The 13,169-nt window shown below is 69.8% G+C and carries 11 protein-coding genes; 8 read left to right on the plus strand and 3 right to left on the minus strand.

The genetic code is table 11. The annotated features are described in order from the left end of the window. Nucleotides 1–25: 25 nt before the first annotated feature. From KUM49_RS06230 to pgi, 8 genes are all read left to right on the plus strand, one after another. A complete protein-coding gene (locus tag KUM49_RS06230) occupies nucleotides 26–2,977 on the plus strand; it encodes a M14 family metallopeptidase (protein ID WP_217235684.1) in 2,952 nt (983 codons plus the stop codon). Between the two features lie 225 nt (nucleotides 2,978–3,202). Continuing rightward, complete coding sequence (gene gap / locus KUM49_RS06235; RefSeq protein ID WP_217235685.1) at nucleotides 3,203–4,213, plus strand: type I glyceraldehyde-3-phosphate dehydrogenase; 1,011 nt, start codon at nucleotides 3,203–3,205, stop codon at nucleotides 4,211–4,213. 134 nt (nucleotides 4,214–4,347) lie between these two features. After that, nucleotides 4,348–5,559, plus strand: a complete 1,212-nt coding sequence (pgk, locus tag KUM49_RS06240) for a phosphoglycerate kinase (RefSeq protein ID WP_217235686.1) — start codon at nucleotides 4,348–4,350, stop codon at nucleotides 5,557–5,559. Between the two features lie 42 nt (nucleotides 5,560–5,601). Next, a complete protein-coding gene (gene tpiA, locus KUM49_RS06245) occupies nucleotides 5,602–6,357 on the plus strand; it encodes a triose-phosphate isomerase (protein WP_217235870.1) in 756 nt (251 codons plus the stop codon). Between the two features lie 101 nt (nucleotides 6,358–6,458). Beyond that, nucleotides 6,459–6,689 (plus strand): preprotein translocase subunit SecG, encoded by a 231-nt coding sequence (gene secG, locus KUM49_RS06250; RefSeq protein ID WP_217235871.1) that lies wholly within the window; start codon nucleotides 6,459–6,461, stop codon nucleotides 6,687–6,689. Between the two features lie 212 nt (nucleotides 6,690–6,901). Further along, complete coding sequence (locus KUM49_RS06255) at nucleotides 6,902–7,237, plus strand: RNA polymerase-binding protein RbpA (RefSeq protein ID WP_078637775.1); 336 nt, start codon at nucleotides 6,902–6,904, stop codon at nucleotides 7,235–7,237. A gap of 138 nt (nucleotides 7,238–7,375) precedes the next feature. After that, nucleotides 7,376–8,644 carry an MFS transporter gene (locus KUM49_RS06260; protein WP_217235687.1) on the plus strand — a complete coding sequence of 423 codons (1,269 nt, stop codon included), beginning with the start codon at nucleotides 7,376–7,378 and terminating at the stop codon, nucleotides 8,642–8,644. Between the two features lie 52 nt (nucleotides 8,645–8,696). Further along, a complete protein-coding gene (pgi, locus tag KUM49_RS06265; protein ID WP_217235688.1) occupies nucleotides 8,697–10,352 on the plus strand; it encodes a glucose-6-phosphate isomerase in 1,656 nt (551 codons plus the stop codon). 74 nt (nucleotides 10,353–10,426) lie between these two features. Here the strand turns inward: pgi and pgl are convergent, their stop codons facing one another. From pgl to KUM49_RS48070, 3 genes are all read right to left on the minus strand, one after another. Further along, nucleotides 10,427–11,209 carry a 6-phosphogluconolactonase gene (pgl, locus tag KUM49_RS06270; RefSeq protein WP_217235689.1) on the minus strand — a complete coding sequence of 261 codons (783 nt, stop codon included), beginning with the start codon at nucleotides 11,207–11,209 and terminating at the stop codon, nucleotides 10,427–10,429. Next, complete coding sequence (gene opcA / locus KUM49_RS06275; protein ID WP_217235690.1) at nucleotides 11,206–12,315, minus strand: glucose-6-phosphate dehydrogenase assembly protein OpcA; 1,110 nt, start codon at nucleotides 12,313–12,315, stop codon at nucleotides 11,206–11,208. The genes pgl and opcA overlap by 4 nt, the downstream gene beginning before the upstream one ends. After that, a partial coding sequence (locus KUM49_RS48070) for a glucose-6-phosphate dehydrogenase (protein WP_254400803.1) occupies nucleotides 12,312–13,169 on the minus strand: 858 nt, incomplete at its 5' end. The genes opcA and KUM49_RS48070, both read right to left, overlap by 4 nt.

The following is a 13,169-nucleotide window of genomic DNA, read 5'->3' on the forward strand; positions in this document are numbered from 1 at the left end:
TGGCGAACCACTGCTAGGGGGGTTCATGAGACGAAAAGCGAGACCGATCCTCGCTGTTGGCGCGCTCCTGCTGGGCGGTGCGGGAATCGCACCCATCGCCCAGGCCGCAGGGAGCGAAGGCTCTCCCGATCCGAACGAGGTCAAGGTCTTCCGCGCCGACGTCACGCAGAAGCAGGTACCCCTGCTGCTGGCGGCCGGCCAGGACGGCCACGAACTGAGTGAAGTGGTACCCGAGAAGGGCGAGGCCACGGTCGAGGTCTACCTCACCGACCAGCAGGCCGAGAAGCTCGAGGACCAGGGTGTCGGCCTCACCGAGCACAAGCTGTCCGCCAAGGCGGAGAACCATGTCGAGGCCGCCGCCGAGGGCGTGTTCCGCCCGTACAGCGGAAAGGGCGGCCTGAAGGAGGAGATCGTCAGGGCCGGCCAGGAGAACCCCGACCTCACCAAGGTCGTCTCCATCGGCAGGACGGTCAACGGCCAGGACATCCTGGCCCTGAAGATGACCAAGGGCGCCAAGAAGGCGAAGGACGGCTCCAAGCCGTCCGTCCTGTACCTGTCCAACCAGCACGCGCGCGAGTGGATCACGCCGGAGATGACCCGCCGGCTGATGCACCACTACCTGGACGGCTACAAGACGGACAAGAAGATCAAGAAGCTCGTCGACTCGACCGAGCTGTGGTTCGTCCTGTCGGCCAACCCCGACGGCTACGACTACACCTTCCAGAACTCCGACAACCGTCTGTGGCGCAAGAACCTGCGCGACAACAACGGCGACGGGGCCATCACCACCGGCGACGGCGTCGACCTGAATCGCAACTTCGCCTACAAGTGGGGCTACGACGACGAGGGTTCGTCCCCCAACCCCACCAGCCAGACCTACCGCGGCGCCGCCCCGGGCTCCGAGCCCGAGACCCAGGCCCTGGACGCCTTCCAGAAGCGGATCGGCTTCACGTACGGCATCAACTACCACTCCGCCGCACAGCTCCTCCTCTACGGAGTCGGCTGGCAGGTCGCCACCTCCACCCCGGACGACGTGCTCTACGAGGCGCTCGCCGGCACCCCGGAGAACCCCGCGATCCCCGGCTACCACCCGCAGGTCTCCTCGGAGCTGTACACCACCAACGGCGAGGCCGACGGCCACGCGGCCAACGTCAACGGCATGGCGATGTTCACCCCCGAGATGTCGACCTGTCAGACCGTCTCGGACCTCGATCCGAACGACGCCTGGAACGCGAAAGACTGCCAGTCGGTCTTCAACTTCCCCGACGACGAAAAGCTGATCCAGCAGGAGTTCGCCAAGAACATCCCGTTCGCGCTCTCCCTGGCCGAGACCGCCGCCAAGCCCGACCAGCCGAAGTCCGCGGCCGGCCTGAGCGCCGCCGACTTCACTCCGGCCACCTTCCCGACGTCGTACTCGCGCGGAGCGGACCAGGAGATCTCGGTCGTCGTACGGAAGTCCGTGCGCGACAAGGAGCTCAAGTACCGCGTCAACGGCGGCCGTACGTGGGACATGGCGCTCAAGGCCTGGAAGGGCGGCGAGACGTACGGCGGTGAGGACAACATCTACTTCGACGAATACCGGGCCAAGGTCAAGGACGGCGAGCCCGGCGACAAGGTCGAGGTGTGGTTCACCGGCGAGACGAAGAGCGGGAAGGCCGTCTCCAGCGAGCGCTTCACCTACACCGTCGCCGAACGCTCCAGGGCGGACACGCTCGTGGTCGCCGAGGAGGGCGCGGCCGCCACGCAGGCGCAGACCTACGTCGACGCGCTGAAGGCCAACGGCCACAAGGCGCTCGTGTGGGACGTCGCCACCCAGGGCGCGCCCGACGCACTCGGCGTGCTGAGCCACTTCGACACCGTCGTCCACTACACCGGCGCCAGCACCCCGGGCGTCGCCACCCAGCTGCAGCTGCGTGCCTTCCTGAACGAGGGCGGCAAGCTGGTCGAGGCGGGCGAGCTGGCCGGCGGCAGCGTCGACCTCGGCGGTGGCACCCTGTCGAACGACTTCAGCCAGTACTACCTGGGCGCCTACACGCGTACGTCGACCCCCGGGGCCACCGGCTTCACCGGCTCCGGCAGGCTCGGCGGCTTCACCGGCGCGCTCGGCCCCGCGGCCGGCAACCCGCTGGACCGGGCCGGGACGTACAGCGTGACGTCCGACGAGCTGCCTGCGGACACCTATCCGCAGTTCGCGAGTGCGGGCGCGGGTCAGTTCGCCGGGACGGCCAACCCGTACGGGCCGTACGCGGGCTCCTCCATGGCCGCCGCCGTCCACACCGACGACGCCTACAAGCGGCTCACCCGGACCGTCGACCTCACCGGGGTGAGCGCGGCCGACGCGCCCACCCTGCGCACCCGGCTGCTGTGGGACACCGAGCCCGGCTACGACAACGTGCTGGTCGAGGCCCACACCACCGGGGCCGACGACTGGACCACGCTCCCGGAGGCGGGCGGTGCCACCAGCACCACCGTGCCGGCGGAGTGCGAGGCCGGGTACTACGTGGCCGAGCACCCCCAGCTCAAGCACTACCTGACCGTGGCGTCCGACGCCTGCACCGCGACCGGCACCACCGGCGCGTGGAACGCCCTCACCGGCTCCTCCGGCGGCTGGCGGCTGGTGAACTTCGACCTGAGCGCCTACGCCGGCAAGTCGGTCGAGGTCTCGATCAGCTACGTCACCGACCCGGGCAGCGGCGGCCGCGGCGTCCTCGCCGACGAGGCCTCGCTGGTCGTCGGCGGCACCGCCACCCAGACCGAGGGCTTCGAGACGTCGCTGGGCGTCTGGAGCGTGTCCGGACCGCCCGCGGGCAGCCCGGCCGTCCTCAAGGACTGGGCGCGCACCGGGGCGCTCTTCCAGACATACGGAGCAGTCACCACGGACGACACCGTGCTGCTGGGCTTCGGCCTGGAGCACGTCACCTCGGCGGCCGAGCGGACGACTCTTCTGAGGAAGGCACTCGCGGCCCTCGAGGGGTGAACCCGCCCGGTCAACCGCATGTGATCCTTCGTGATCAGATCGGGTGATCCGGACTTCGGGCGGGGCGGTCCGTACCCCTACTGGCGGGTACGGACCGCACTGCCGTGTATGGGCCATCTCGATGTCACCCCGCAGGGCTCAGGGGGGTAGGGTCGTAGGCGGTCGGGGACATCCCATACAGCTCGCCGGATTCGAACCCGGCGTACCAACGAGGAGATCGGTTTCGTGACGATCCGCGTAGGCATCAACGGCTTTGGCCGCATCGGTCGTAACTACTTCCGCGCGCTGCTGGAGCAGGGTGCTGACATCGAGATCGTGGCTGTCAACGACCTGGGTGACACCGCGACCACCGCTCACCTGCTCAAGTACGACTCCATCCTGGGCCGCCTGAAGGCCGAGGTGTCGCACACCGCCGACACGATCACCGTCGACGGCAAAACGATCAAGGTTCTCTCCGAGCGCAACCCCGCCGACATCCCCTGGGGCGACCTCGGCGTCGACATCGTCATCGAGTCGACCGGCATCTTCACCAAGAAGGCCGACGCCGAGAAGCACATCACCGGCGGCGCCAAGAAGGTCCTCATCTCGGCTCCGGCCAAGGACGAGGACATCACCATCGTGATGGGCGTCAACCAGGACAAGTACGACGCGGCGAACCACCACATCATCTCCAACGCCTCCTGCACCACCAACTGTGTGGCGCCGATGGCGAAGGTCCTCGACGAGAACTTCGGCATCGTCAAGGGCCTGATGACGACGGTCCACGCGTACACGAACGACCAGCGCATCCTGGACTTCCCGCACTCGGACCTGCGCCGCGCCCGCGCCGCCGCCGAGAACATCATCCCGACCACGACGGGTGCCGCCAAGGCCACCGCCCTGGTGCTCCCGCAGCTCAAGGGCAAGCTGGACGGCATCGCGATGCGCGTCCCGGTCCCGACCGGCTCGGCCACCGACCTGGTCGTGACGCTGCAGCGCGAGGTCACCAAGGACGAGGTCAACGCCGCGTTCAAGAAGGCCTCCGACGACGGCGACCTCAAGGGCTTCCTGACCTACACCGAGGACCCGATCGTCTCCTCGGACATCGTCGGTGACCCGGCCTCCTGCACCTTCGACTCCTCCCTGACCATGGTCCAGGAGGGCAACTCGGTGAAGATCCTCGGCTGGTACGACAACGAGTGGGGTTACTCCAACCGCCTCGTCGACCTGACGGTCTTCGTCGGCAACCAGCTCTGATCAACAGAGCAGGCACCTTGATGTGAGAGCAGGGCTCGGGCAGCGCAGGGACGCGCTGCCCGAGCCCTGACTCACGTGCAGACCAGCCCTCTTACGATCATGAGCATCACGAGCCCTCCTCAGGAGTTCCCTCAATGAAGACGATCGACGAACTTCTCGCCGAAGGCGTCGCGGGCCGACGGGTCTTCGTCCGCGCCGACCTGAACGTGCCGCTCGACGGCACCACGATCACCGACGACGGCCGCATCCGCGCCGTCCTGCCCACCGTCAAGGCCCTCGCCGAGGCGGGCGCCCGGGTGGTCGTCGCCTCGCACCTGGGCCGCCCCAAGGGCGCCCCGGACCCGGCGTTCTCGCTCGGGCCGGCCGCCGCGCGTCTGGGCGAACTCCTCGGCGCCGAGGTGGCCTTCGCGACCGACACGGTCGGCGAGTCCGCCACGTCGACCGTCGCCGGCCTCGCCGACGGCCAGGTCGCCGTCATCGAGAACCTGCGCTTCAACGCCGGCGAGACGAGCAAGGACGACGCCGAACGCGGCGCCTTCGCCGACCAGCTCGCCGCCCTCGCGGACGTGTACGTGGGCGACGGCTTCGGCGCCGTGCACCGCAAGCACGCCTCGGTCTTCGACCTCCCGGCCCGTCTGCCGCACGCGGCCGGCTACCTCATCGCCACCGAGGTCGGCGTTCTGAAGAAGCTCACCGAGGACGTCAAGCGGCCCTACGTCGTGGCCCTCGGCGGTTCCAAGGTCTCCGACAAGCTCGCCGTCATCGACCAGCTGCTCGGCAAGGCGGACCGCCTCCTCATCGGCGGCGGCATGGTGTTCACCTTCCTCAAGGCCAAGGGCTACGAGGTCGGTGCCTCCCTCCTCCAGGACGACCAGATCCCGGTCGTCCAGGAGTACATCGAGCGCGCGGAGAAGAACGGCGTCGAGCTGGTCCTCCCCGTCGACGTGCTGACCTCCACCGCGTTCCCGGACCTGAAGACCAAGGCGCCGGCGAACCCCGACACCGTCGCCGCGGACGCCATCCCCGCCGACCAGCTGGGCCTGGACATCGGCCCGGAGACCCGCAAGCTGTACGCCTCGAAGCTCGCCGACGCCGCCACCGTCTTCTGGAACGGCCCCATGGGCGTCTTCGAGCACCCCGACTACGCCGAGGGCACCAAGGCGGTCGCCCAGGCCCTCCTCGACTCCCCGGGCTTCACGGTGGTCGGCGGTGGCGACTCCGCCGCGGCCGTCCGCATCCTGGGCTTCGACGAGAACGCATTCGGCCACATCTCGACCGGTGGCGGCGCCTCCCTCGAATATCTCGAGGGCAAGACGCTCCCCGGGCTCGCCGCACTGGAGGACTGACCCTTAATGGCTGCATCTATTTCTTCGGGGCGCACGCCGCTGATGGCGGGCAACTGGAAGATGAACCTCAACCACCTCGAGGCCATCGCCCACGTCCAGAAGCTCGCCTTCGCCCTGGCCGACAAGGACTACGACGCCGTCGAGGTCGCCGTCCTGCCGCCCTTCACCGACCTGCGCTCCGTCCAGACCCTGGTCGACGGCGACAAGCTCAAGATCAAGTACGGCGCCCAGGACATCTCGGCGCAGGACTCCGGCGCCTACACCGGCGAGATCTCCGGTGCGATGCTGGCCAAGCTGAAGTGCACGTACGTGGCCATCGGCCACTCCGAGCGCCGCCAGTACCACAACGAGACCGACGAGCTGGTGAACGCCAAGGTCAAGGCCGCCTACAAGCACGGCCTGACCCCGATCCTGTGCGTCGGCGAGGAACTGGAGATCCGCGAGGCGGGCAACCACGTCACCCACACCCTCACCCAGGTCGAGGGCGGCCTCAAGGACATCCCGGCCGAGCAGGCCGAGTCCGTCGTGGTCGCCTACGAGCCCGTGTGGGCCATCGGCACCGGCAAGGTCTGCGGCGCCGAGGACGCCCAGGAGGTCTGCGCGGCCATCCGTGGCAAGATCGCCGAGCTGTACTCGCAGGAGCTGGCCGACAAGGTCCGCATCCAGTACGGCGGCTCCGTGAAGTCCGGCAACGTCGCCGAGATCATGGCCCAGGCCGACATCGACGGCGCCCTGGTCGGCGGTGCCTCGCTGGACACGGACGAGTTCGTCAAGATCGCGCGCTTCCGCGACCAGTGAGTATGCGGTAGCGGCGTTCCGTCGTACCCTTGCGGGGTCCAGCGCTCGTTGCTGGACCCCGTCGTCCATCAGAATCCGAGGAAGTTGGTCCAGCCGTGGTTATGGGGTTCTCGATCGCCCTGCTCGTCTTCAGCCTGCTGATGATGCTTCTGGTGCTGATGCACAAGGGCAAGGGTGGCGGCCTCTCCGACATGTTCGGTGGCGGCATGCAGTCGTCCGTCGGTGGTTCCTCGGTCGCCGAGCGCAACCTCGACCGCATCACCGTGGTGGTCGGTCTGCTCTGGTTCGCGTGCATTGTCGTGCTGGGCCTGCTGATGAAGGCCAACAACTGATCAGCGTCGCACACGCAGCACGCCTGTTCCGCACGTAAGGCCCCATGTTCGGTACGCGCACCTGAGCGCGGCCTATCATGGGGCTTGCGTCTTGTGTGGGAGCTGTAACTCCAACCACTGGACGCGCGTTGGGCCTTACGTAGACTAAGGCGCTCGCAGTGAAGCGAAACGCCGACTCGCTTTGCGGCACCATCACGCAGGGAGTTACGACCGTGGCAAGTGGCAACGCGATCCGAGGAAGCCGGGTCGGGGCGGGGCCGATGGGCGAGGCCGAGCGGGGCGAGTCCGCGCCGCGTCTGCGCATCTCCTTCTGGTGCTCCAACGGGCACGAGACGCAGCCCAGCTTCGCCAGCGACGCGCAGGTCCCCGAAACCTGGGACTGCCCGCGCTGCGGCTTTCCAGCAGGTCAGGACCGGGACAACCCACCGGCCCCACCACGCACCGAGCCCTACAAGACGCACCTCGCCTATGTGAGAGAGCGGCGCAGCGACGCGGACGGCGAGGCGATCCTCGCCGAGGCGCTCGCCAAACTGCGGGGCGAAATCTAGGAATTGAGAGTCGGCCGGACATTCGCGGATGTCCGGCCGGACCTGTTCGACGACGCCCTGGGCCGGTTGCCGCGCCGAGGCCGGTTGTCAGTGGTGCCCTCTACGGTTTGCGCACAGGCGAATCGTGAGGGGGAGGCTGTGGCGACGGTCGACGCGACGGGCGTGGGGGCGCCCGCATGGCGCGGGGGATTCGGGCGGCTGTGGACCGCGGCTGTGGTGTCGCGGTTCGGCGACGCTCTGCGCAACGCGGCGCTGCCTCTGCTCGCCGTGCAGCTCACCCACGATCCCCTCGTCATCGCGTCCGTCACCGCCTGCGGCTATGTGCCCTGGCTGCTGTTCGGGCTGCTCGGCGGGGCCGTCGCCGACCGGGTGGACCAGCGGCGGGCGATGTGGGCGGTCGACACCGTACGAGGGCTGCTCGTCGCCTGCTTCGCGCTCGCTGTCGGCCTCGGGCACGCCTCGATCGCCCTGCTGCTCGTGCTCGCCTTCTCGCTGACCACGCTGCAGACCCTCTTCGACAACGCCGCCACCGCGCTGCTGCCCTCCCTGGTGGACCGCACGCTCCTCGGCGGCGCCAACGCCCGGCTGATGACCGGGCAACAGCTCGCGGGCGGCCTGCTGGCGGCCCCGCTGGTGCCGCTGCTGCTGACGGCCGGGGTGGCCATGCCGTTCGCGGCCGACGCGAGCACCTATCTGCTGGCCGCCGCCCTGGTGGCATCGCTGCGGGTGGCGCCGCCGGAGCGGGAGCCGCGCCCGGCAGGCAGCACCCTTCGGGCGGAGACAGGCCAGGGCCTGCGCGCGCTGTGGCACGATCGCGTGCTGCGGGCGACCTGCGTGGCCACCTTGCTCTGCAACATCGGCGTGGGCGCCCTGATCGCCACCCTGGTCCTGCACGTGACGCACTGGCTGCACGGGAGCGAAGCGGAGTACGCGGCCGTGCTGACGGCGTTCTCGGTCGGCAGCATCGCCGGCGGCTTCGTCGCCCAGAGGGTGGCGCGCCGGACCGGCAGGGCGCGCGCCCTGCTCCTGGCCGGATGCGTCCAGACTGCCTCCTTGCTCCTGATGGGAACCGTCCGCCACCTGGCCGCGCTGATGGCGGGCATGCTGCTGCTCGGCGCGATGAACATGGTGTGGAACGTCAACCAGGTCACGCTGATTCAGCAGCGCAGTCCCGAAGCCATGGTGGGCCGTATCGCCGCCGCCTTCCGCACGGCCTCGACGTCCGGAGCGCCGCTCGGCGCCCTGCTCGGCGGAGCGGTGGCGGGGGCCTTCGGGCTGAACGCGCCCGCCCTGCTGGGTGCGGTCCTCTTCGGCCTCGCCGTGAGCTCGCTGATACCCGTGGGCAAGCGGGACGTACCTGTTGTCGCGCCGGACGACGGCGTCAGGACAGGACCGGTCACGCGCTGATCAACTAGGTTGGGACCGGCAGGGACCGTAGGAAAGAGGGCTGAAGTCCGACATGAACGCAGACGGCCGTACCAGACTCAACCAGACGCCCGAGTGGACCGCTCTGGCCGAGCACCGCGAGGAGCTCGGCGAGGTGCAGTTGCGCGAGCTGTTCGCCGCCGACCCCGGGCGCGGCAGCGGGTACACGGTGCAGGTCGGGGACCTGTACGTCGACTACTCCAAGCACCTCGTCACCGACGAGACCCTGCGGCTGCTGCGCGAGCTGGCCGCCGCGACCGACGTCTTCGGCCTCAGGGACGCCATGTTCCGCGGGGAGAGGATCAACACCACCGAGGACCGGGCGGTCCTGCACACCGCGCTGCGGGCCCCGCGTGACGCGGTGACCGAGGTCGACGGGGAGAACGTCGTGCCGGGCGTGCACGCCGTCCTCGACCGGATGGCCTCCTTCGCCGAGCGCGTCCGCTCCGGCGCCTGGAGCGGCCACACCGGCAAGCGCATCAGGAACGTGGTCAACGTCGGCATCGGCGGCTCCGACCTGGGCCCCGCGATGGCCTACGAGGCGCTGCGCGCGTACACCGACCGCGACCTCACGGTCCGGTTCGTGTCCAACGTGGACGGGGCCGACCTGCACGAGGCCGTCCGCGACCTGGACGCGGCCGAGACGCTGTTCGTCATCGCCTCCAAGACGTTCACCACGATCGAGACGATCACGAACGCGACCTCCGCGCGCAACTGGCTGCTCACCGAGCTCAAGGCCGGCCAGGAGGCCGTCGCCCGGCACTTCGTGGCGCTGTCGACGAACGCCGGGAAGGTGTCGGAGTTCGGCATCGACACGGCGAACATGTTCGAGTTCTGGGACTGGGTGGGCGGCCGGTACTCCTTCGACTCGGCGATCGGCCTCGCGCTGATGATCGCCGTCGGTCCGGACCGCTTCCGGGAGATGCTCGACGGTTTCCACCTCGTCGACGAGCACTTCCGCACCGCGCCCGCCGAGTCCAACGTGCCGCTGCTGCTCGGCCTGTTGGGCATCTGGTACGGCAACTTCCACGACGCCCAGTCGCACGCGGTGCTGCCCTACAGCCACTACCTGTCCAAGTTCACCGCCTACTTGCAGCAGTTGGACATGGAGTCCAACGGCAAGTCGGTGGACCGGGGCGGAACGCCCGTCGACTGGCAGACCGGGCCGGTCGTGTGGGGCACGCCGGGCACCAACGGGCAGCACGCGTACTACCAGTTGATCCACCAGGGCACGAAGCTGATCCCGGCGGACTTCATCGGCTTCGCCCGGCCGGTCGCCGACCTCCAGCCCGGGCTGGAGGCGCAGCACGACCTGCTGATGGCCAACTTCTTCGCGCAGACGCAGGCGTTGGCGTTCGGCAAGACGCCCGACGAGGTCCGTGCGGAGGGCGTTCCCGAGGAACTGGTCCCGCACAAGACCTTCCAGGGCAACCACCCCACCACCACGATCCTCGCCCGCGAACTCACCCCGTCGGTCCTCGGCCAGCTCATCGCGCTCTACGAACACAAGGTGTTCGTCCAGGGGGCCGTCTGGAACATCGACTCCTTCGACCAGTGGGGCGTCGAGCTCGGCAAGGTCCTCGCCAAGCGCGTCGAGCCGGCACTCACCGAGGGCGCCGAGGTGCCGGACCTGGACGCGTCCACGAAGGCCCTGGTGGCGACGTACCGGGAGCTGCGCCACAGGCAGTGAGCCCGGGCCCGTGAGCCATCCCGGACAGCGGAAAGCCCCAGGCCGATCGCCCGGGGCTTTCCCACCGGCACAGGTCAGGCCGACGCCGGCGGATACAGCGACCTCGGCAGCTGCGAGGCCGCCGCCGAGTCCAGCAGCCACAGGGTGCGCTGCCTGCCGTACGCGCCCGCCGCCGGGGCCTGGATCTCGCCCGCACCCGACAGGGCGATCGCCGCGGCCTGGGCCTTGTCCTCACCGGCAGCGAGGAGCCAGACCTCGCGGGCGGCGCGGATCGCGGGCAGGGTGAGGGTGATGCGCGTCGGCGGGGGCTTCGGGGCCCCGTGGACGCCGACGACCGTGCGCTCGGTCTCCCGTACCGCGGGCAGCTCCGGGAACAGCGACGCCACATGGGTGTCCGGGCCGACGCCCAGCATCAGGACGTCGAAGGTCGGGGCGGCACCGTGGTTCTCGGGGCCGGCCGCCCGGGCCAGCTCCTCCGCGTAGGCGGCGGCGGCCGCGTCCGCGTCGGCACCGTGCGGACCGTCCGACGCGGGCATGGCATGCACGCGCTTCGGGTCCAGGGGCACGGAGTCCAGCAGGGCCTCGCGGGCCTGCGTGACGTTGCGCTCCGGGTCGCCCTCGGGCAGGAACCGCTCGTCGCCCCACCACAGGTCCAGCCGGGCCCAGTCGACGGCGTCCCTGGCGGGCGCGGCGGCGAGTGCGGCCAGCAGGCCGTTGCCGTTGCGGCCTCCCGTCAGGACCACGGACGCCGAGCCCCGGGAGGCCTGCGCGTCCACGATCTTCGTGATCAGGCGGGCCGCGGCGGCCTGGGCCATCAGCTCCTTGTCGTGGTGCACGACCAGCTGCGGAGTGCTCACTTCGCGGACGCCTTCCTCACCGGGGCCGGCGCCGCCGCTTCCTCAGCGGGTGCTTTCGCAGCCGTTTCGACGGGAGCGGGGACCGCCCCGGCAGCTTCTCCTTTGGCCACCGGTCCCTCGGCAGCGTCGGTCTTCTCCGGGGCGGGCTTCGCAACGGGTGACGTGGCAGCCTTGCTGCGGGAGACGTGCAGCCGGTCCACACCGAAGCGCAGCGCCGAGGCGTACGTGTCGTCCGGGTCCAGCCGCCGCAGCTCCTCCCCGATCAGCTCGGCCGTCTCGCGCCGCTTGAGCGCGACCGCCCGGTCCGGCTGGCCCTCGATGGAGAGGGTGGCGAGGGAGCCGTCGGCGCGGTCCAGGACGATCGGGCCGCAGTCGGTGTTCATGCGGACCGCGGTGAGGCCGGGGCCCGACGACAGCGACCGCTTCACCGGCACGTCCAGCCGGTCCGCGAGCCACATCGCCAGCAGCTCACAGCTCGGGTTGAACTCCTCGCCCTCCACCTCGACGGTCTCGACCTCGCAGGTGACCTGGTCCAGGGCCGCGGCCAGCATCGAGCGCCAGGGCGTGATGCGGGTCCACGAGAGGTCGGTGTCGCCGGGCGTGTAGGTGTCGGCGCGGGCGCCGAGCTCGCGTACCGGCTGCTCGGAGGCGTAGGTGTCGGTGACCCGGCGCTGGGCGAGGGCGCCCAGCGCGTCGCCGGCCGGGTCCAGGGGCGCGTTCACCGGCCACCAGACCACCACCGGGGCGTCCGGCAGCAGCAGCGGCAGGACGACCGACTGGGCGTGGCTGGCGACCTCGCCGTACAGCCGTAGGACGACCGTCTCGCCGGTGCCCGCCTCCACTCCCACCCGGACCTCGGCGTCGAGACGGGACTGCGTTCGGTCGCGGGGTGAACGCGAGACGCGCTTGATGACCACGAGCGTGCGCGAGGGGTGCTCGTGCGAGGCGTCGTTGGCGGCCTTCAGGGCGTCGTACGCGTTCTCCTCGTCGGTGACGATGACCAGGGTGAGCACCATGCCGACGGCCGGTGTGCCGATGGCGCGGCGGCCCTGAACCAGCGCCTTGTTGATCTTGCTGGCCGTGGTGTCCGTGAGGTCTATCTTCATGGCCGGCGCCAGCTCCGTCCGTCTCGCTCGAGCATGTCGTCCGCCTCGCCGGGGCCCCAGGTGCCGGCCTGGTACTGGGCGGGCTTGCCGTGCTCGTCCCAGTACACCTCGATCGGGTCGAGGATCTTCCAGGACAGCTCGACCTCCTCGGTGCGCGGGAAGAGGTTCGAGTCGCCGAGCAGGACGTCGAGGATGAGCCGCTCGTACGCCTCGGGGCTGGACTCCGTGAAGGACTCGCCGTACGCGAAGTCCATGGACACGTCCCGGATCTCCATCGAGGTGCCGGGCACCTTGGAGCCGAAGCGGACCGTGACGCCCTCGTCGGGCTGAACGCGGATGACGATCGCGTTCTTGCCGAGCTCCTCCGTCGCCGTGTGGTCGAAGGGGGAGTGCGGGGCCCGCTGGAAGACCACCGCGATCTCGGTGACCCGACGGCCCAGACGCTTGCCGGTGCGCAGGTAGAAGGGGACGCCCGCCCAGCGGCGGTTGTCCACCTCCAGCTTGATGGCCGCGTAGGTGTCCGTCTTCGACTGGGCGTTGATGCCGTCTTCCTGGAGGTAGCCGATGACCTTCTCGCCGCCCTGCCAGCCGGCCGCGTACTGTCCGCGGACGGTGTCACGGCCCAGGTCCTTCGGCAGTCGCACCGCGCCGAGCACCTTGGTCTTCTCCGCGGCCAGTGCGTCCGCGTCGAAGGAGGCGGGCTCCTCCATGGCCGTGAGGGCCATCAGCTGCAGCAGGTGGTTCTGGATGACGTCACGGGCGGCGCCGATGCCGTCGTAGTAGCCGGCCCGGCCGCCGATGCCGATGTCCTCGGCCATGGTGATCTGCACGTGGTCCACGAAGGACCGGTTCCA

The sequence above is a fragment of the Streptomyces sp. AC555_RSS877 genome, assembly GCF_019049245.1.
GTDB lineage: Bacteria > Actinomycetota > Actinomycetes > Streptomycetales > Streptomycetaceae > Streptomyces.